At 70.2% G+C, this 19,816-nt stretch carries 18 protein-coding genes; 13 read left to right on the top strand and 5 right to left on the bottom strand.

Annotated features, from left to right (window positions below; translation table 11 throughout):
* Positions 1-58 precede the first annotated feature (58 nt).
* Positions 59-1,429, bottom strand: a complete 1,371-nt coding sequence (gene mgtE, locus MFF58_RS24675) for a magnesium transporter (protein WP_238291674.1) — start codon at positions 1,427-1,429, stop codon at positions 59-61.
* Positions 1,430-1,869: 440 nt separating this feature from the next.
* On the opposite strand from mgtE, the gene pqqA (MFF58_RS24680) reads away from it, so the two are divergent.
* Positions 1,870-1,959, top strand: a complete 90-nt coding sequence (gene pqqA, locus MFF58_RS24680) for a pyrroloquinoline quinone precursor peptide PqqA (protein WP_007559223.1) — start codon at positions 1,870-1,872, stop codon at positions 1,957-1,959.
* Positions 1,960-2,041: 82 nt separating this feature from the next.
* Complete coding sequence (pqqA, locus tag MFF58_RS24685; protein ID WP_007559223.1) at positions 2,042-2,131, top strand: pyrroloquinoline quinone precursor peptide PqqA; 90 nt, start codon at positions 2,042-2,044, stop codon at positions 2,129-2,131.
* A gap of 432 nt (positions 2,132-2,563) precedes the next feature.
* Here pqqA (MFF58_RS24685) and MFF58_RS24690 read toward each other — a convergent pair whose 3' ends face one another.
* Positions 2,564-3,811 carry a NupC/NupG family nucleoside CNT transporter gene (locus MFF58_RS24690; protein WP_238291675.1) on the bottom strand — a complete coding sequence of 416 codons (1,248 nt, stop codon included), beginning with the start codon at positions 3,809-3,811 and terminating at the stop codon, positions 2,564-2,566.
* 57 nt (positions 3,812-3,868) lie between these two features.
* On the bottom strand, positions 3,869-4,510 hold the full coding sequence (locus tag MFF58_RS24695; RefSeq protein ID WP_238291676.1) for a TetR/AcrR family transcriptional regulator: 642 nt from the start codon (positions 4,508-4,510) through the stop codon (positions 3,869-3,871).
* A 102-nt stretch (positions 4,511-4,612) separates the two neighbouring features.
* On the opposite strand from MFF58_RS24695, the gene MFF58_RS24700 reads away from it, so the two are divergent.
* Genes MFF58_RS24700 through MFF58_RS24710 form a run of 3 tightly spaced genes read left to right on the top strand, consistent with a single transcriptional unit; the run spans position 4,613 to position 7,837 of the window.
* Positions 4,613-5,464 (top strand): SDR family NAD(P)-dependent oxidoreductase, encoded by an 852-nt coding sequence (locus MFF58_RS24700; protein WP_238291677.1) that lies wholly within the window; start codon positions 4,613-4,615, stop codon positions 5,462-5,464.
* Position 5,465: 1 nt separating this feature from the next.
* The gene (locus MFF58_RS24705) at positions 5,466-6,374 is read left to right on the top strand and encodes an alpha/beta hydrolase (protein WP_238291678.1); all 909 of its coding nucleotides are present in this window, start codon (positions 5,466-5,468) and stop codon (positions 6,372-6,374) included.
* The gene (locus tag MFF58_RS24710; RefSeq protein ID WP_238291679.1) at positions 6,371-7,837 is read left to right on the top strand and encodes a flavin-containing monooxygenase; all 1,467 of its coding nucleotides are present in this window, start codon (positions 6,371-6,373) and stop codon (positions 7,835-7,837) included. The genes MFF58_RS24705 and MFF58_RS24710 overlap by 4 nt, the downstream gene beginning before the upstream one ends.
* Positions 7,838-7,850: 13 nt before the next feature.
* Here the strand turns inward: MFF58_RS24710 and MFF58_RS24715 are convergent, their stop codons facing one another.
* Positions 7,851-8,504, bottom strand: coding sequence for a protein-L-isoaspartate O-methyltransferase family protein (locus MFF58_RS24715; RefSeq protein WP_238291680.1), 654 nt, complete (start codon positions 8,502-8,504; stop codon positions 7,851-7,853).
* 423 nt (positions 8,505-8,927) lie between these two features.
* Between MFF58_RS24715 and MFF58_RS24720 the strand changes: the two genes are divergently transcribed.
* Positions 8,928-10,205, top strand: a complete 1,278-nt coding sequence (locus tag MFF58_RS24720) for a PQQ-dependent sugar dehydrogenase (protein WP_238291681.1) — start codon at positions 8,928-8,930, stop codon at positions 10,203-10,205.
* Complete coding sequence (locus tag MFF58_RS24725) at positions 10,205-10,792, top strand: c-type cytochrome (RefSeq protein WP_238291682.1); 588 nt, start codon at positions 10,205-10,207, stop codon at positions 10,790-10,792. Before MFF58_RS24720 ends, MFF58_RS24725 begins: the two co-directional genes overlap by 1 nt.
* A gap of 170 nt (positions 10,793-10,962) precedes the next feature.
* Here the strand turns inward: MFF58_RS24725 and MFF58_RS24730 are convergent, their stop codons facing one another.
* On the bottom strand, positions 10,963-11,733 hold the full coding sequence (locus tag MFF58_RS24730; protein WP_238291683.1) for an MOSC domain-containing protein: 771 nt from the start codon (positions 11,731-11,733) through the stop codon (positions 10,963-10,965).
* 199 nt (positions 11,734-11,932) lie between these two features.
* On the opposite strand from MFF58_RS24730, the gene clpB reads away from it, so the two are divergent.
* The 6 genes from clpB to MFF58_RS24760 all read left to right on the top strand — a co-directional run.
* On the top strand, positions 11,933-14,557 hold the full coding sequence (clpB, locus tag MFF58_RS24735) for an ATP-dependent chaperone ClpB (RefSeq protein ID WP_238291685.1): 2,625 nt from the start codon (positions 11,933-11,935) through the stop codon (positions 14,555-14,557).
* A 412-nt stretch (positions 14,558-14,969) separates the two neighbouring features.
* Positions 14,970-15,800 carry an aldo/keto reductase gene (locus tag MFF58_RS24740; RefSeq protein ID WP_238291686.1) on the top strand — a complete coding sequence of 277 codons (831 nt, stop codon included), beginning with the start codon at positions 14,970-14,972 and terminating at the stop codon, positions 15,798-15,800.
* A gap of 138 nt (positions 15,801-15,938) precedes the next feature.
* The gene (gene nadA / locus MFF58_RS24745) at positions 15,939-16,955 is read left to right on the top strand and encodes a quinolinate synthase NadA (RefSeq protein ID WP_238291687.1); all 1,017 of its coding nucleotides are present in this window, start codon (positions 15,939-15,941) and stop codon (positions 16,953-16,955) included.
* The gene (locus MFF58_RS24750) at positions 16,952-18,475 is read left to right on the top strand and encodes an L-aspartate oxidase (RefSeq protein ID WP_238291688.1); all 1,524 of its coding nucleotides are present in this window, start codon (positions 16,952-16,954) and stop codon (positions 18,473-18,475) included. The genes nadA and MFF58_RS24750 overlap by 4 nt, the downstream gene beginning before the upstream one ends.
* Positions 18,472-19,344: a carboxylating nicotinate-nucleotide diphosphorylase gene (gene nadC, locus MFF58_RS24755; RefSeq protein WP_238291689.1), complete on the top strand. Its 873-nt coding sequence runs from the start codon at positions 18,472-18,474 to the stop codon at positions 19,342-19,344. The genes MFF58_RS24750 and nadC overlap by 4 nt, the downstream gene beginning before the upstream one ends.
* A gap of 258 nt (positions 19,345-19,602) precedes the next feature.
* A partial coding sequence (locus MFF58_RS24760) for a KUP/HAK/KT family potassium transporter (protein ID WP_238291690.1) occupies positions 19,603-19,816 on the top strand: 214 nt, incomplete at its 3' end.

The raw sequence follows: 19,816 nt of genomic DNA on the forward strand, positions 1-19,816 counted from the left end.
CAACCCGGGCGGCGTACGGCTGCAACGGGAGCGCGCGCCCGCGCTGCGACGGACATCCCTACAGCAGGGTCCCGCGCAGGATCAGCAGCGCCACCGAGAAGTAGATGACGAGCCCGGTGACATCGACCAGCGTCGCCACGAACGGCGCGGAGGCGGTGGCCGGATCGAAGCCGATCCGCTGGAGCAGGAAGGGCAGCATCGAGCCGGCGAGCGAGCCGAAGGTCACGATCCCGACGAGCGCCGCGCCCACCGTCGCTGCGACCAGCGGCCAGTGCTCGCCGTAATCGTAGAGACCGAACTTCTGCCACGCGACGATCCGGACGACCGCGATCACGCCGAGGATGCCGCCGAGGACGATGCCGGTGGGCAGCTCCCGCAGCGCAACCCGCCACCAGTCGCGCAGGCGGATCTGGTGTAGGGCAAGGGCCCGGATCAGCAGCGAGGTCGCCTGCGAGCCGGAATTGCCGCCCGAACTCATGATCAGCGGGATGAACAGCGTCAGGACGATCGCCTTCTCCAGCTCCCCCTCGAAGCCCTGCATGGCCGAGGCGGTGAGCATCTCCGACAGGAACAGCGCGCACAGCCAGCCGGCCCGCTTCCGGATCATCGTGAAGAAGCCGATATCCATGTAGGGCTCGGGCAGCGCCTCCATGCCGCCGAACCGCTGCACGTCCTGCGTCTGCTTCTCGATCATCGCGTCGATCATGTCGTCGACCGTGACGATGCCGATCACGTGGCCGACCGCGTCGACCACCGGCAGGGCCAGGAGGTCGTACTTGGAGATCAGCCGGGCCGCCTCCTCGCGGCTCGCGGTGGGCGAGACGGCGAGCGGCCGCCGGCCCGGGGCGACGCTGAGGACGTTGTCACTCGGATCCCCCGAGATCAGCCGCCGCAGAGGCACCGCCTTGGTGAGCGCGCGGGTGCGCGGGTCGAGCACGAAGATCGCGTAGATGGTCTCGCGGGTCTTCTCGACGTGCCGGATGTGTTCGAGGGTCTGGCCTACCGTCCAGGTGCCCGGCACGGTGACGAATTCGGTGGTCATCAGCGAGCCCACCGTCTCCTCGCCGTAGGCCGAGAGCCGGTCGACGGCGCCGCGGGTCTCGGCGTCGAGTCGGGCGCGCAGGTCGGAGCGGCCCGGTTCCTCGATCTCGCGGAACACGTCCGTGACCCTGTCGGCCGACATGCCCGACAGGTAGCCCGCCACCCGGTCGCGGGGCAGCATCTCGATGATGTCGGCGGCGCAGTCGAGTTCGGGCTGGTCGAGCACCTCGACCGCCCGCTCCATCGGCAGTCCGAGCAGGATGGCGGCGGCGACCTCCGGGGCTTCCTCGTTCAGGGCCTCGACGATGTCGGGAGCGCGCTCATCCGAGAGGCGCGCGGCCAGTACCGAGGGATCGACTCGCGTATCGAAGGGCGCGATCTCGTTCATGGCCTCGCCTCGTAAGTTACGAGGCGACGTGCCGCCGGTCTTCCTGGTCAAGGCCGTGGCCGGCCGCCGCGTCGGTCGCCCCGCGGCCAGGCCTCTCAGCGGCTCAGGCGGGATGACGGCGCGTGGCCGGGCACGGCAGGCACGATCGGTCGGGCACGTCGCTTCGCTGGTCGCTGCTGAAAGGGGGCGGCGACGCCGAGGACGGCGACGCGCGGGTGCGTCGTGCGCCCGCGTGGATTGTCCGTCAAGCCGAAAGCGTTCCTACCGGGGGCTTTCCGGGGCCTTGCCGGACCGGTCCGCGCCCGGTGTCGCACGGCCGCACCAGGGCTTTCTCCGGCTTTCGCGCGGGGCTCCCTATGAGAAATATAAGTGTTGTGCTCGCTTGTATTGCGTCCAAGATATTGCCTATATGACGTCCAGCAACAGCGAGGAGAGACGCCATGGCTTGGTCTGCCCCGATCGTGTCCGAGATCTGCGTCGGCATGGAAGTCACCAGCTACGAGTCGGCCGAGATCGACACCTTCAACTGAGTCGCCACCGGGCCGCGGCGCGCATCGCTCCTCGGCCTTAGCGACTTCGTTCTCAACCTTTAAACCTTAAGTGGAGAATATCATGGCTTGGTCTGCCCCGATCGTGTCCGAGATCTGCGTCGGCATGGAAGTCACCAGCTACGAGTCGGCTGAGATCGACACCTTCAACTAAGTCTCCGACAGGACGTTTCGCGGCGCCGCTTCATTCGAAGCGGCGCTTTTTTTATGCGCGTGTTCCGGGACGGAACCCTGACTGTCGGACCGATGTGGTCGCCCCGCACGTCTCTGACCCGGAAGGGCGCGCCGAAAACTTGCGGTCCGAGATCGAGCCTGGTGCTCGAGATGGCGCCGCGTGCGACACCGGTTTCCGGACCCGCCGCGGGCGCCGCCGTAGGGCGGTCTGGGTTCCGCGGGGCATCGATCTTCGGCCGCGATTCGATCACCCGAATCCCCGTCCGTGCCGTCACATCCCGGTTTGACGCTCCGTTCAAAAACCTGAACCGTTGATCCGCGTGCAGGCGCGCACCGCCTGCCGGACGAGCGGACACGGACTTGGCGGACAGCGCGCAGGCGGCCGACGCGACCATACCGCCTGCCCGATACCTCACGCCACGAACAGGCCCGCGATCACCGCGCTCGTCAGGTTCGAGAGTGTTCCCGCCAGGATCGCCCGCACTCCGTAGCGGGCGACTTCCGACCGCCGCTCCGGCACGAGACTGGAGAAGCTCGCGAGCTGGATTGCGATCGAGGCGAAGTTGGCGAATCCGCAGAGCGCGAAGCAGAGGATCGCCTGCGTTCGCGGATCGAGGGTGCCGGCCTTCAGCGTCGGGGACAGGTTGGCGTAGGCCAGGAACTCGTTGAACACGAGTTTCTGGCCGATCGCCCCGCCCACCAGGGTCGCGTTCTCCCACGGCACGCCGAACAGCCAAGCCAGGGGCGCGAGCGCCCAGCCGAGCACGCCCTCGAACGACGCGGCGGGGTAGCCGATCGCGTTGCCGAGATAGCCGAAGACACCGTCCGCGAGTGCGATCAGCCCGACGAAGGCGATCAGCATGGCGCCGACCGAGACCGCTACGATCAGGCCCTTCTGCGTGCCGTCGGCGGCCGCCTCGATGATGTTGGCCGCCCGCACCTCCCCGAACTCGACCCGGGTGGTGATGATCCGCGTCGGCTCGGTCGAGGGCATCAGGATCTTGGCGTAGAGCAGGCCGCCCGGCACCGCCATCACGGAGGCGGCGAGCAGGTAGGTCATCGGCACGCCCAGCGCCGCGTAGCCGGCCAGGATCGACCCGGCGGTGGACGCGGCGCCGCTCGACATCACGGCGAACAGCTCGGCCCCCGTCAGGCGGGCGAGGAACGGGCGCAGGGCGACGGCGATCTCGCTCTGGCCGATGGCGATCGTGATCACCGCCGAGAACGACTCGATCGGCGACGTGCCGAGGATCCGCCGCAGCACCGCGCCGAGCCCCCGGGCGAGCGCCTGCATCAGGCCCAGGTGGTAGAATACGCCGATCAGCGCGGAGACGTAGAGGATCTGCGGCAGCACCCGCAGCGCCAGGATGAAGCCCGAGCCACCGAACAGCTCGAACATCTTCGGCTCCACGAGCCCCCCGAACAGGAAGGCGGTGCCGCGGTCGCCGTAGGACAGCACGGTCACGACGACGTCGGCCGTCGCCGACAATCCCGCCTGCCCGGCCGGCAGGAACAGGATCAGGGCGCCGAGCCCCACCTGCAGCGCCAGCGCGGTGAGCACGAGACGGGGGCGGATCGCCCGCCGGTTCGTGGAGAACAGCACCGCGACGGCGAGGAGCAGAAGGAGGCTGAGGCCGGCATGGACTAGGCGGTCGAGCATCACGTCCTTCGGCTTGGAGGGTGCCCTCGACCTATGGAAAGTCCGGGCCAGACCGCGTCAATCCGAGTCGCGTGCGACCAGATAAGGGGCGAAGAGATCACGGACCTGCGCGAAACCCCAGTCGCGGTCGGCCTCGGTCAGTGCGGCTCCGCCCTGAAGGCGATGGCTCATCCAGTGACTGGACACGATCCAGGCATTGTCGATGAGTCGCCCCAGGGCCTCCGGGCCGATCCGCAGCCGCCCCGCCCGCACGGCCGCCTCGAAGACGCCGCGGGCCAGCGCCTGGGTCTCGGCCCGTAGGACGTGGATCCGCGGGCGGAGCGCCGGAGCGATCTCCACCATGGCTATGCCGTCGCGATAGACGCAGCGATAGCGCCAGATCAGATCGAACCATGCGCGCTGGTAGGCGAGGAGCGCGGCCGGATCCGCCGGCAGCCGGCCGGCAACTGCGATCGCCTCGACCTCGAAAGACGCGAACATCGCTTCCACCAAGTTGCTCTTGCGCGGAAAGTGGTACTGCAGATTGCCTTCGCGGATCCCCGCAGCGGCGGCGATCTCGGCTGTCGTCACCCGTCCCAGCCCGCGGGTGTTGAACAGGGCCAGGCTCACCGTCAGGATCCGGTCGCGCGTGCGCGGCGCGGCGCGGCCGGGCGGGCTCTCGCATTCCATCGGTGTTGCAGGCCTGCGGCCGCGCGCCATCGTGTCAAACCTCGTCTAGGGTGTTCACCCTAGACAATCCGCGATGCCGGGGCTATCCCAGGCGACTGGGTCCGCACCAACTTGCCACTCGGGAGGCGCGACGTGGCGCAGAAATTTCAGCTCGCCGGCGCGGTCGCGCTGATCACCGGCGCCGCAAGCGGCATCGGCGCCGCCCTGGCGGAAGGCCTCGCGACCCGGGGCTGCCGACTCCTGCTGGTGGATCGGGACGCCGTCGGCCTCGAGGCGGTCGCCGCCAAGGCCCGGCAGAGCGGCGCTGCAATCGAGACCCGAATCGTCGATCTCGCGGATGCGGAGGCGATCCGCGCGCTTCCGGCCTGGGCGGCGGACCGGTTCGGCCACGTCGACGTCCTGATCAACAACGCGGGCGTCGCCCTCGGCGGCCGCTTCGACGAGACGGATCTCGAAGACTTCGAGTGGTTGCTGGACATCAACCTGCGCGCCGTCGTGCGGATGTGCCACGCGTTCCTGCCGATGCTGCGTACACGGTCCGCGGCGCAGATCGTCAACCTGTCGAGCCTGTTCGGGCTGATCGCGCCGCCCGGACAGGTGGCCTACTGCACGAGCAAGTTCGGCGTGCGGGGTTTCTCGGAGGCTCTGCGGCACGAATATGCCGGCACCGGGCTCGGGGTCACGGTGGTCCATCCCGGCGGCGTCGCCACCGCCATCTCGCGCAACGCCCGCGGCCGGCGTCCTCCGACCGATCCCGAGGCCGCCCAGCGCGCCGCCGTCGAGGACGAGAAGGCCCGGGAGGCCTTCGGCAAGCTCCTGACGCTGGCCCCTGCCGACGCCGCGGCCGCGATCATCCGCGGCATCGAGGTCCGTGCGCCGCGCCTCGTCATCGGCAAGGACGCCCGGAACGGGGCACTGATCCAGCGCTTGATGCCGGCCGGCTACTGGAGCGCGATCGTGCGGCTCTCCGGCGGGACGCTCTGAAATGGCCAGCCTGCGCGCCTATATCGGCGCCTACATGATCCGGAACCGGGTCCGCGGCCCTCTCGCGCGCGCGCGCGATGTCGCCGCCTTCCGCCGGATCTTCGAGGCGCCGACCTTCCCGGATCCGAAGGGCGTCACCTACGAGGCGGGCATCGTCGGAGGCGTGCGCGGCGAGTGGGTCCGGCCAAAGGCCGGACACGGCCGGCGGATGCTGTACATCCACGGCGGTGGCTTCATCGCCTGCTCGTCGCGCACGCACCGGCCGGTGACGGGAGCCCTGGCGAACCGCGGTTTCACGATCTTCGCCCCTGACTACCGCCTCGCCCCCGAGCATCCGTTCCCGGCGGCGGTTGAGGATGCCGTGGCCGTCTGGCGCGCCTTCAGCGCCGAGGGCGCCGCCTGCGTGGCGGGCGAATCGGCGGGCGGGAACCTTGCTCTGGTGCTGATGGGCGAGGCCCGCGCCCTGGACCTGCCGATGCCCTGGGCCGCCGCCCTGTTCTCGCCCGCGACCGATTTCATCTCCGAGGACGGATCGCGCGTCACGAACGCGTGGCGGGACGCGATGTTCGATCCGAAGGCGCTCACGGCGATCCGGTCGATGTATCTCGGCGATGCCGATCCGGCTGATCCGCGGATCTCGCCGGTCCACGGCGATCTCACCGGTTTTCCCCCGCTGCTGTTCCATGTCGGCGAGCGCGAGGTCCTCCGCGACGATTCCGTCCGAATGGCGGAACGGGCGCGGGCAGCGGGTGTCGAGACGTCGCTGAAAGTCTTTCCCGTCGTCTCGCACGCGTGGCAGTTCGCGGCCGGCATGCTGCCGGAGGCCCGCGCCTCCCTCGACGAGGCCGCCGCGTTCCTGAACGCGCACGCGCCGACACCCCATGCACCCACCGGGAGCCCCGTGCGATGACAGAGCCCGCTTCCGCACCGCTCGCTGTCCTGATCGTCGGCGCCGGCTTCTCCGGCCTCGCGATGGCGATCCGGTGCCGGCAGGCCGGGATCGGGCCGTTTCAGGTGATCGAGAAGGGCGACGGCCTCGGCGGCACGTGGCACGACAACACCTATCCGGGAGCGGCCTGCGACATCCCCTCGCACCTCTACTCCCTGTCCTTCGCTCCGAAGGCCGACTGGAGCCGGATGTACGCCCCGCAGCCGGAAATCCTGGCCTACCTGCGGGAGACCGCCGAACGAAACGGGCTGCTGCCGCTGATCCGGCTCGGGACGACGTTCATGGGTGCGGCCTGGGACGAGGCGCGTGCCCTCTGGCGGGTGAAGACCGACCGCGGGCCGATCCTGACGCGCGCGATCGTCTCCGGCATGGGCGGCCTGCACCACCCGGCCTACCCGGATATTCCGGGCCGCGGCGCCTTCAAGGGCCCGGCCTTCCACACGGCGGCCTGGGACCATTCCGTCGACCTCGCGGGCAAGCGCGTCGGCATCATCGGCACGGGGGCGAGCGCGATCCAAGTGGTCCCAGAGCTCGCCAAGGTCGCCGCCCACCTGACGCTGTTCCAGCGCACGCCGCCCTGGATCATGCCCAAGCACGACCACGCCATTCCTGAGATCACGCGGTCGCGCTACCGGCGCCTGCCGCTGGTCCGGCGGCTCGAACGGGCCCGGTTGTTCTGGCTCCACGAGGTCCGCGCCTTCCTGGGCTTCACCAAGGTCTCGAAGCTCACCGGGCAGGCCGAGGCGCTCGCCCGCCGGCATCTCGCTAAGGCCGTGCGCGACAAGGACCTGCGGGCGAAGCTCACGCCCGACTACCGGCTCGGCTGCAAGCGCGTCCTGATCTCGGACGAGTATTACCCGACGCTCCAGCGCCCGAACGTCACCCTGGAGACGGACGGCATCGCCCGGATCACCGAGGCCGGCCTCACCACGGAAGCCGGCCGGATCCACGATCTCGACGTGATCGTCTACGCCACCGGCTTCGACGTCACCGGAACTTTCACGCGGATGAACCTCGTCGGCCGCGACGGCCTGCGGCTGAAGGATGCGTGGTCCGACGGCATGGGCGCCTATCAGGGCATCTCGGTCGCCGGCTTTCCGAACTACTTCATGCTGCTCGGGCCGAATTCAGGTCTCGGCCACAACTCGGTCGTGTCGATGATCGAGATCCAGGTGCAGCACGTGCTCGACTGCCTGACAGCCCTGCGCACCGGCAGGCGGGCCATCGAAGTCCGCCCGGAGGCGCAGACGCGCTTCCTCGACCGGATCCGCAGCCGGATGGCCGACAGCATCTGGCAGGCCGGCGGCTGCCGCAGCTGGTACCTGGACGCGAGCGGGCGCAACACGACCCTGTGGCCGGACTCGGTGATGGCCTACCGCCGGAGTGCCCGACGCGCCCGCATGACCGATTACCGCCTGAGTTGAGCGGGGCCGGTCCTCAGAACGCGAAGCCGGCTTCCGCCGCGAAGGCCTCCAGACCGGGCAGCGAGGCGTCGAACAGCGGACGGGCCCCGAAGGCGTCGCCGGCGCGCACGAACAGCGTCACCTTGGCGTTGCGATGGGGACCCATCACGCACACGAGACGGCCTTCGTCCTTGAGCTGGTCCAGGAGGGTCTGCGGCCGAACCTCGACGCGACCATTGATCAGGATCACGTCGAAGGGAGCCCGATCGGGCGCGCCGGAGGCGATCGGACCCTCCGCAACCTGGGCCGTGGCGCCGAGGCGGGCGCGGGCCTCTGCGGCGAGATCCGGCACCGATTCGAGGGCGGTGACCTGCGCGCCGAGCCGCGTCATGATTTCCGTCGCGTAGCCAGTGCCGCTGGCAACATCGAGCGCGGTCACGCCCGGGCGGATCCGGAGGGCCTGGATCATCCGCGCCAACACCATCGGGGCCGGCATGCAGCGAGTCTCGCCGGTCGCATCGCCGAGGTTCAAGGTCTGGTCGATATACGCGAAGGCCTCACGGCCCTTCGGCACGAACGCCTCGCGCGCGACGGTGTCGAAGGCATCGAGCACCGAGTTGTCGTTCACGTCGAAGGTCCGCAACTGGCAGTCGACCATCATCCGCCGCGCCTGCGCGTAATCGATCATCGAACCGTGTCCTCGAACCGGATCGGAACGCCGTATCGGCCGGGATCCGGCCCGCGGCCGTGATCCCCGGCCAAGCCTAAGCTTCCCGGACGGGGGGCGTTTTCGGAGATCGTTCGGCAAAACGCAAGGCGAGGGCGTGCATCGCGTGCCGGCTGATCTGAGGACCGCCGGAGACAACCGGGCCAGATCCGCGATTCCGGAGCACCGTCGGCTGCACGGCCTGGAACCGCCGGGATCGCCGATCCGGTCCGCCGGTCCGGGAGCGACAGGGTCCCTCAGGCTGCCACGATCCCGCGCCGGGTTACGTCGGCATCGAGCTGTCGCGCGCGTTTCCATGCGACGGGTCGCGTCGTCGGACAGATCGTTGAATAAAGAGTTCAGCAAAAGCGGTGGGCCGAGAAGCCGACCGCATCGGGAGACATCATGACGTCGATCCGCAAGCCGACCGCGACCCGTTCCCTCGCCGCTGCCCTGGCCTGTCTTGGCTTGGGCGCCGCAGGATCATACGCCGCGCACGCGCAGGAGACGCCCGCCTCCGCCGCGCCGCCGGCGAGCGTGAAGGCGGTCGAACGCGGCGATGCCCTGTACGGCCGTCCGGAGGGCGGCGCGGCCGCGAAGCTCGCGCCCGTTGCGGGGCCGCCGCTCGCGACGCCGGTCGCCAAGCTGCCGCTGGACAAGCTCAAGGTGCCGGAGGGCTTCCACGTCGAGGTCTATGCCAGCGGCCTCGCCAATGCCCGCGAGATGACCCAGGCGCCGGACGGGACGCTGTTCGTCGGTACCCGCACGGTCGGCAAGGTCTACGCCGTGCTGCCCCAGGCGGGCCAGGACGGGAAGCGCGAGGTCAAGACCATCGCGACGGGCCTCCACCGGCCGAACGGCGTTGCGTTCCACGACGGCGCCCTCTACGTCGCCGAACTCTCGAAGATCTGGCGCTACGACGACATCGCCAACCACCTCGACGGCGCGGCGAAGCCGGTCCTGGTCTACGACGACCTTCCCAAGGACGAGGCGCACGGCTGGAAGTTCATCGCCATCGGGCCGGACAACAAGCTCTACGTGCCGATCGGCGCGCCCGGCAACATCCTGGTTCCGCCGGATACCCACGCGCAGATCCGGCGCATGGACCTCGACGGCAAGAACGCCGAAGTCATCGCCCGCGGCGTGCGCAACACGGTCGGCTTCGACTGGAACCCGAAGACCAAGCAGCTCTGGTTCACCGACAACGGCCGCGATTGGGTGTCGGAGGACATCCCGAACGACGAGCTGAACGTCATCACCGAGCCGGGTAAGCAGCATTTCGGCTACCCGTTCTGCCACCAGGGCACCTTCACCGATCCCGAATACGGCTGGGGCCATTCCTGCTCGGAATTCACGGCGCCGGCGGCGCTCCTGGGCGCGCACACGGCCTCGCTCGGCCTGCGGTTCTACACCGGCACGCAGTTCCCGGATGCGTACCGGGACGCGATCTTCGTCGCCCGGCACGGCTCCTGGAACCGCACCACCAAGCTCGGCGGCGACGTGGTCATGGCCAAGCCCGGTTCGGACGGCAGAGTCGCCGCGGTCGAGCCGTTCCTGACCGGCTTCCTCCAGGACAACAAGTATGTCGGCCGTCCGGTCGATGTCCTCGTCGCGAAGGACGGATCGCTCCTCGTCTCGGACGACTACAACGGCGCGATCTACCGCGTCAGCTACGGCAAGTGATGGGCGGGATTCAGCGGGCGATCCGGGGTCCGGCGACCGCCCTCGGCACGCTGGTGGCCGGCGCGGCGCTCGCCGCGCCCGATGCGGCGATGCAGGAGCGCCTCGCGCCCTGCATCGGCTGCCACGGAAACGGCACCTCCGAAACCGAGGGGGTGCCCTCCCTCGGCGGTCAGCTCCCGGACTACGTGGTCACGCAGCTCTTCCAGTTCCGGGAGAAGCAGCGCGAGGCGCCCCCCATGAACGACGTCGCCGCCGGTTTCTCCGACGACGACCTGCGGGCCTATGCCGACGCGGTGGCGACGCTGCCGCCACCGAGCCGGAGCGGAACGCCCGCCGATCCAGCCCTGGCCGACCGGGCTCAGGCACTCGTCGCCAAGCACCAGTGCACTTCCTGCCACGGCTCCGACCTTGCCGGCCGCGACGCGATCCCGCGGATCCGGGCGCAGCGGGAGGAGTACCTTGCCAAGGCGCTCGCCGGCTACAAGTCGAACGCCCGGCCCGGCTACGATCCGGCGATGAACGAGGTCGCGCAGGGGCTGAGCGAGGCCGACATCAAGGATCTGGCAGCCTACGTGTCGCGGCTCTGAGGGCCGTTACGACGGGCGAACAGAGTCTCTCCCTCATCCGGAGAGGCCGAACGCGGCGGAGGCCTCGAAGGAGGCCGCCGGATGTCGCGCCATCCTGGAGGGCAGCATGAAGGCCCGCCGGTGCGCGCTTCAGGAAGACGGGATCGGGTTCGACAGATCGCCCTGATCGATCACCCGACCACCCGCAACGCGTCGCCCCTCGAGAGCGCGCCGCCGGCGATCACCTCGGCGTAGACGCCGAGGTCCCGGTGGCCGAGCCGGGCATCCAGGGTCCAAGGGATGTCGCAGTCCCGCACGCCGCTCACCGGATCGACGTTGGTGGCCGCGCAACGCACCGTACGCTTGGTGATCTTGAGCCGCAGCCCGCTCGGCGCCTCGACGACCTGCCCGACCATCTCCAACTCGGCGAAGGGCGCGAGCCCCTCGACCAGCAGGTTGCCGCGGAACCGCAGCGGATCCACGGGCGCGCCGAGATAATCCTCGACCGCCGCCACGCTCGCCCGGTTGATCAGCGACACGTAGCCGGTCGGCGAATCCGTGAACCGGTGCTGCGGCGGGGCGGCGAGCACCTTCGGGTCCCCCCGCAGGCTCTCGGGGACGAACCGCCGCATCAGGTCGGCCAGTCCCTCGCGGCCGGCCTCGGTGTCAAGGCGAAAGGCCTGAGGCTCGCCGTGCCCGTCCACGGTGAGCGTCGCCGTGGCGTCGTCGTAGCGAGTGCGCAGGCGGGCGAGCGCCTCGTCGCGCATGAGCATCAGGTACTTGGTCTTCGGCTGATGCCGGTACGCCACGGCGTTGAAGCCCGAGGGGCCGTTCTCGATGGCGTAGAGCCGGTCGCCCGGGAAGAAGCCGCTGGTCTCGAGGTCGGCCCGATCGATGGGCTCGGGGCTCAAGCCCTTCACGGGATAGCGGTACAGGGCGCTGACATGAATCAATGCGGTCATGCGCAAAGCGTGCCCCTGAATTGATCCGTCGCGCAAGAGCTTCGCGGCCCCTTGTGGTGCCCATTTGCAACACCACATCGGGTCTACCGGCGGCCACCAGCGGCGCCGGGGTCCTCGCGCGGCGGATAGCCGGAGGGCGACGTTTCGGTGGCGCCGCGCCTCTCATCGGGCGGCGGATGCCGGTACGGGAGGGTTGTGCATGAATTTCGAAAAGTACACCGAGCGCGCCCGCGGCTTCGTGCAGGCGGCTCAGAACCTCGCGACGCGCGAGGGACATCCCCAGCTTCAGCCGGGTCACCTGCTCAAGGTGCTGCTCGACGATCCGGAGGGCCTGTGCGCCGGCCTGATCGACCGCGCCGGCGGCCAGTCGCGCGTGGCGCTGGCCCAGACCGAGCAGTGGCTCGCCAAGCAGCCGAAGGTCTCCGGCAACGCCGCGGCCCCGCAGGCCACGCGCGAGCTGATGCGCCTGTTCGACACCGCCGAGAAGGCCGCCGAGAAGGCGGGCGATTCCTACGTCACGGTGGAGCGGCTGCTCCTCGCCCTGGCGGTGGAGAAGGATTCCGAGGCCGGCCGGTCGCTCCAGGCGGCGGGCGTCACCCCCGCCTCGCTGAACGCCGCCATCAACGCGCTGCGCAAGGGCCGCACCGCCGACAACGCCTCGGCCGAGAACGCCTACGACGCGCTCAAGAAGTACGCCCGCGACCTCACCGAGGCCGCCCGGGAGGGCAAGCTCGACCCGGTGATCGGCCGCGACGAGGAGATCCGGCGGACCATCCAGGTCCTGTCCCGGCGCACCAAGAACAACCCGGTCCTCATCGGCGAACCCGGCGTCGGCAAGACCGCGATCGTCGAGGGTCTGGCCCTGCGCATCGTCAACGGCGACGTGCCCGAGAGCCTGCGCGACAAGAGCCTGCTCGCCCTCGACATGGGCGCGCTGATCGCCGGCGCGAAGTATCGCGGCGAGTTCGAGGAGCGGCTGAAGGGCGTGCTCTCCGAGGTCACGGCGGCCGAGGGCGGGATCATCCTGTTCATCGACGAGATGCACACGCTGGTCGGCGCCGGGAAGGCCGACGGGGCGATGGACGCCTCGAACCTGCTGAAGCCGGCGCTCGCCCGCGGCGAGCTGCATTGCGTCGGCGCGACCACGCTGGACGAGTACCGCAAGCACGTCGAGAAGGACGCGGCGCTCGCCCGGCGCTTCCAGCCGGTCTTCGTGTCGGAGCCGACCGTGGAGGACACGGTCTCGATCCTGCGCGGATTGAAGGAGAAGTACGAGCAGCACCACGGCGTGCGCATCCAGGATGCGGCCCTGGTGGCGGCCGCGACGCTGTCGAACCGCTACATCACCGACCGGTTCCTGCCCGACAAGGCGATCGACCTCGTTGACGAGGCCGGCTCGCGCCTGCGCATGCAGGTCGATTCCAAGCCCGAGGAACTCGACAACGTCGACCGCGAGATCGTCCGGCTGAAGATCGAGGCCGAGGCCCTCAAGAAGGAGACCGATTCCGCCTCCCGCGACCGGCTGGTCCGGCTGGAGAAGGAACTCGGCGACCTGGAGGAGCGCTCGGCGGCGATCACCGCCCGCTGGAAGGCCGAGAAGGACAAGCTCGGCACCGCCGCCGGCCTCAAGAAGAAGCTCGACGAGGCCCGCAACGACCTCGCGGCGGCGCAGCGCCAGGGCCAGTACCAGCGCGCGGGGGAGCTCGCCTACGGAGTCATACCCGGTCTGGAGAAGCAGCTCGCCGAGATCGAAGCGAAGTCGGAGACTGGCCGCGACGCCATGATGGAGGAGGCGGTCACCCCGGCCCACGTCGCCGGGGTGGTCTCCCGCTGGACCGGCGTGCCGGTGGACAAGATGCTGGAGGGCGAGCGCGAGAAGCTACTGGCCATGGAGGAGGCGCTCGCCAAGCGCGTTGTCGGCCAGCGCGAGGCGGTCGAGGCGGTCTCGACTGCGGTCCGGCGCGCCCGCGCCGGGCTGCAGGATCCGAACCGGCCGATCGGCTCGTTCATGTTCCTCGGGCCGACGGGGGTGGGCAAGACCGAGCTGACCAAGGCTCTGGCCGGCTTCCTGTTCGACGACGACACGGCGCTGGTGCGCATCGACATGTCCGAGTACATGGAGAAGCACGCGGTCGCCCGGCTGATCGGCGCGCCTCCGGGCTATGTCGGCTACGAGGAGGGCGGCGCCCTCACCGAGGCCGTGCGGCGCCGGCCCTATCAGGTCGTGCTGTTCGACGAGGTCGAGAAGGCGCATCCGGACGTGTTCAACGTCCTGCTGCAGGTTCTCGACGACGGGCGGCTCACCGACGGCCAGGGGCGGACGGTCGACTTCCGCAACACCCTGCTGATCATGACCTCGAATCTCGGGTCCGAGTATCTGGTGAACCAGCCCGCGGGCCAGGACACCGACGCGGTCCGCGACGAGGTCATGGGCGTGGTGCGGGGTCACTTCCGGCCGGAATTCCTGAACCGGGTCGACGAGATCATCCTGTTCCATCGCCTCGCGCGGTCGGAGATGGGGGCGATCGTCGAGATCCAGCTCGGGCGGCTGCAGAAGCTCCTGGACGATCGCAAGATCAATCTCACGGTGGATGAGGACGCCAAGAGCTGGCTCGCCGACAAGGGCTACGACCCGGCCTACGGGGCGCGGCCGCTGAAGCGGGTGATCCAGAAAAACGTCCAGGATCCGCTGGCCGAGCTGGTGCTGTCCGGCAGGGTCCACGACGGGGAGACGGTGCCGGTCCGCGTGGGTCCGATGGGCCTGATGATCGGCGACGTCACGGTCGGCACCGAGCGCCGGCCGGTCCACGCGACGTTGAACTGATCGGCTGGCCGATCACGATCGGGGCGGCGCATCCCAGGCCGGTGCGCCGCCCCTTCCCCAGGCATACCGTGGTGCGGGCAGGGGTCGCTTGCCGCCCGCGGGCCTTGAGCCGACGCAGGAGGGACTGGATGTGTACGGTGTTGACGCACCTCGGGTGCGATCACCGCCGCTATTTCGAGGTATTGCGGGCGAGCCCGGGATGACGCCTCATCCCGGTTTCCGCTGAAGCCTCCGGGCAGACGTCGCCCGCCCTGCGAGCCCGATCAAGCATCGTGGTCCAGCGCAGCCCGGCAACCGTGAGCGCGGCGTCGCCCGGGATCGCCTCGCTGCGCTCGCAATGACGGGATGTTCCGGAACGGGTCGCGCTGCGAGCGTTTGGGTTGATCGGACACCGTCACCGGAACCTCGCCCTATGGCCGTCGCCGCCCCGACACTCCCGCTCAACGATGCGCGCCGCATCCCGCAGATCGGCTACGGCTGCTGGCAGCTCTCGGACGCGCAGGCGCCGGACCTTGTCGGTCGGGCGCTTCAGGCGGGCTACCGCCTGATCGACACCGCGGCCGCCTACGGCAACGAGGCGGGCGTCGGCCGCGGCATCCGTGACGGCGGGGTAGGGCGGGAAGAGATCTTCCTCACCACCAAACTCTGGAATGATCGCCAGGGGCGCGACGAGGCGCGGCGGGCCTTCGACGAGAGCCTGAAGCGGCTCGGCCTGCCGTATGTCGACCTCTACCTGATCCACTGGCCGTGCCCGCAGCGGCGCCTGTTCGTCGAGACCTGGAAGGCGTTGATCCAGCTCCGCGAGGAAGGCCGGGCCAAGTCGATCGGCGTCTCGAACTTCACTCCTGAACACATCGCCACGTTGATCGGCGAGACCGGCGTCGCGCCCGCGGTGAACCAGATCGAGCTCCACCCGCGCTTCCAGCGCGTGGATCCGCGCGCCGACCATGCGCGTCACGGAATCGTGACCGAGTCTTGGAGTCCGCTGGGGCAGGGCAAGGAGCTGAACGACCCGGTCATTCTCGCGATCGCGAAGGCGCACGGACGGACGCCGGCCCAGGTGGTGCTGCGCTGGCAGGTTCAGATCGGCTGCGTTGCGATCCCCAAGACCGCACGTCCCGAACGCATCCTTGAGAACAGTGCGCTGTTCGATTTCGAACTCGGAGCGGACGACATGGAGCGGATTGCCTGCCTGAACCGGACCGACGGCCGGATCGGGCCCGACCCCGCGACCTTCTGCTGACGGGATTCGCCTTCGGCAGCGCAGCATAACATCGCGCCGCAAAAGATTTATGCTCACACCTAGCATATCTGGACAGCCGCCCCGGGCCCCCATAAGTTAGACGGCACAATGCTCAAACTGAGCATAATGGAGGACGCCATGACGGCGACCATTGCCCCCGTCTCGCGCAGGCCCATCCCGGGGCTGCCGCTGCCCGATCTCTATGCCCGTGTCAGCCGGCACGTGCCGGCGATCGAATGGCCCGCCCTGGCCCCCGACATCGAGGCGATCCTGCGCCTGAAGCGCGAGCGCAACGCCGTGATCCTGGCACATAACTATCAGGCGCCCGAGATCTTCCACACGGTGGCCGACATCGTCGGCGATAGCCTCGCGCTGGCCCGCGAGGCGGTGACGGTCGATGCCGACGTGATCGTGCTGGCGGGCGTCCACTTCATGGCCGAGACCGCCAAGCTCCTGAACCCGGCCAAGACCGTGCTGATTCCCGACATGGGCGCGGGCTGCTCGCTGGCCGATTCGATCACCGCCGCGGACGTGCGCGGCTTGCGGGCCAAGTACCCGGGCGTGCCGATCGTGACCTACGTGAACACCTCGGCGGCCGTGAAGGCCGAGTCGGACCTGTGCTGCACATCCGGCAACGCCGTCGCGGTGGTGAAGTCGCTGAACGCCCCCCGTGTGCTGATGATCCCGGACGAGTTCCTGGCGCAGAACGTCCAGGCCGAGATCCCGGAGGTCGAGATCCTGACCTGGGCCGGGCACTGCGAGGTGCACGAGCGCTTCACCCCCGCCGACATCCGCGACGTCCGCGAGAGCTATCCCGGCGTGACCGTGATCGCGCACCCGGAATGCCCGCCGGACGTGGTGGCGGAATCGGACTTCTCCGGCTCCACCGCGATGATGATGGATTTCGTGGTCCAGAAGCGGCCGAAGCAGGTGGTGCTCGTCACCGAATGCTCCATGGCCGACAACATCGCGGCGCAGAACCCCGATATCGAGTTCATCAAGCCCTGCAACATGTGCCCGCACATGAAGCGGATGAGCTTAGGCAACATCCGCCGCGCCCTGGAGACGATGACCCACGAGGTCACCGTTGATCCGGCGCTTGCCGACCGGGCCCGCGCTGCGGTGGAGCGCATGCTCCAGGTGCGGACGCGATGAACGCGTTCTCCCCCAACACCGCCGACCGCGTCGTCGTGGTCGGCGGTGGCGTCGCGGGTCTCAGCGTCGCGCTGCGCCTCGCGCCTCGCCCGGTGACGCTCGTCACCGCATCGCTTCTCGGCTCCGGCACCGCCACCGGCTGGGCACAGGGCGGCATCGCCGCCACGGTGGGCGCCGACGACGCGGCCGCGTTGCACGCGGCCGACACGGAAGCGGCCGGCGCCGGGCTGACCGAGCCGGACGTGGCGCTCCGGGTCGCGCAGGAAGGCCCCGGGTTGATCGACTGGCTGGTGCGGATCGGCGTGCCGTTCGATCGGACCGGCGATGCCGCGCTCGCCCTGGGGCTGGAGGCCGCGCACGGCCGCCGCCGCATCGTCCGCTCCGGTGGCGACGCCACCGGGGCGCGGGTCCTCGAAGGGCTGGTGCGGGCCGTGCTGGCCGCACCCTCCGTCGAGATCGTCACGGCGCGCGCCTGCGACCTGCTCCGCGACACGAACGGCGCGGTAGCCGGCATCGTCGCCGAGCGCGACGGCGCCCTGTTCCGCATCCCGGCCCGCGCCGTGGTGCTGGCCACCGGGGGCGTCGGCGCCCTCTACGCGGCGACCACCAACCCGCCGGGCGCGGTCGGCCGCGGGCTGGCCCTCGCCGCCCGGGCCGGTGCGGTCCTGCGCGACATGGAGTTCGTGCAGTTCCACCCGACCGCCATCGCGGCCGGCGCCGACCCGATGCCGCTCGCGACCGAAGCCCTGCGCGGGGAGGGCGCCCGGCTGATCGACGAGACCGGCGCCCCCGTGATGGCCGGCATCGCGGGCGGCGATCTCGCTCCGCGCGACGTCGTCGCCCGCGGTATCTTCCAGGCGCTGCAGCGGGGCCGCAGGGTCTATCTCGACGCCCGCGGCACGCTCGGCGCCGCGATGCCGACGCGCTTCCCGACGGTGGCGGGCCTCTGCGCCGCGGCCGGCATCGACCCGGCCGTGGAGCCGATCCCGGTCCGCCCGGCGGCGCACTACCACATGGGCGGCGTGAAGGTGGACGGGCACGGCGCCACCTCGGTGCCGGGCCTCTACGCCTGCGGCGAGGTCGCCTCCACGGGCCTGCACGGCGCCAACCGTCTCGCCAGCAACTCCCTGCTGGAGGGCCTCGCCTACGCCCGCTTCATCGCCGAAGGGCTCGACGCGCCGCCGCCGGCCGCCATCATGCCCCAGGTCATTTCCGTCCGCGCCGCCGGCGACCTGCCGGTGATCCGCACCTTGATGGAGCGCCAAGTCGGCGTCGTGCGCGACGCGGCCGGTCTGGCCGGAGCGGTGGGCGCCCTGGCGCCCGCGGCGGAAACCTGCGACGCGGCGCTGGTGGCGCTGCTGATCGCCCATGGCGCGCTGGAGCGCCGGGAAAGCCGCGGCGCCCACTGGCGCAGCGACCATCCGCATCTCGGCGCCGCGACCCACACCGAGACGACGCTGGCCGATCTCCGGGCGGCGGAGCGCGGCCGGGCGGCCGCCGAGGAGGCCCTGACGCCATGACCCGATCGGTCCTCTCCGACGAGATCCTGCACCTGCCGCGGCTCTTGGTGGAGCCGGTGGTGCGCGCCGCCCTGCTTGAGGATCTCGGCCGGGCCGGCGACATCACCACCGACGCCATCGTACCCCCGGGTGTGCACATGCGCGGCGTGATCGCCTCCCGCCAGGACGGCGTCATCTCGGGCACCGACGCCGCCGCCATCGCGTTCGCGCTGGTGGACCCGGCCGTGACCGTCACGGTCGAGCGCGGCGACGGCGCGCGCGTCGCTCCGGGCGACGTGGTGCTGCGCCTCGAAGGCCCGGCCCGGGCGATCCTCACCGCCGAGCGCGTCGCGCTCAACCTGCTCTGCCGCATGTCGGGCGTCGCCACCGCAACCCACGGCCTCGTCGAGGCGGCCCGCCCGCACGGCAAGGCCTCGATCGTCTGCACCCGCAAGACCACGCCGGGCCTGCGCGCCCTGGAGAAGCACGCGGTGCGGGCCGGCGGCGGCTCGAATCACCGGTTCGGCCTCGACGACGCGGTGCTGATCAAGGACAACCACGTGGCGGTGGCCGGCGGCATCGTCCCGGCGATCGCGCGGGCCCGGGCCAGGGCCGGCCATCTCGTGAAGATCGAGTGCGAGGTCGACAGCCTGGAGCAGCTGGCGGAGGCGCTCGCGGTCGGGATCGACGCCGTGCTCCTCGACAATATGGGCCCCGATCAGCTCACCCGCGCGGTGGCGATGATCGACGGCCGCGCGCTCTCCGAGGCCTCCGGTCGGATCACCCGCGAGACGGTGGGGGCGGTGGCGGCATCAGGCGTCGACCTGATCTCCTGCGGCTGGATCACCCACTCGGCGGCGATCATCGATCTGGGCCTCGACGCGGCCTGATCGGCGGGGTCCACCGGCACCGTCGTTCCACTGTCATCACGTTCGAGTGACAAGTCTTCGTCGTGGTCGCATCGGAGAAATCCGGAGTCTATCGCCGCGCGACTGACGCGCTAGGGTTTCGCGCAACAGCGAAGCGACCGATCGGACCTGCCCGTGAGCCAAGCCCTGCATTCCGCGGCTGCCCCGGCGGTCGATCTTCCGGCCGCGCCGGTCGCGCGCAAGCCCGGCGCGGTCCGGCACGGCCCCGGGGCGGCGCTGATGCTCGGCGCGCTGGGCGTGGTGTACGGCGACATCGGCACGAGCCCGCTCTACGCGTTCAAGGAGGCGGTGAAGGCGGCGACGGCGGGCGGCGCCGCGGTGCCGGCGGCGGCCACCGGCGCAGTGTCGCTGATCCTGTGGTCGCTGATCCTGATCGTGTCGCTGAAATACGCGGTGCTGATCCTGCGCGCCGACAACCGCGGCGAGGGCGGCA

Source organism: Methylobacterium longum (assembly GCF_022179385.1).
Lineage (GTDB): Bacteria > Pseudomonadota > Alphaproteobacteria > Rhizobiales > Beijerinckiaceae > Methylobacterium > Methylobacterium longum.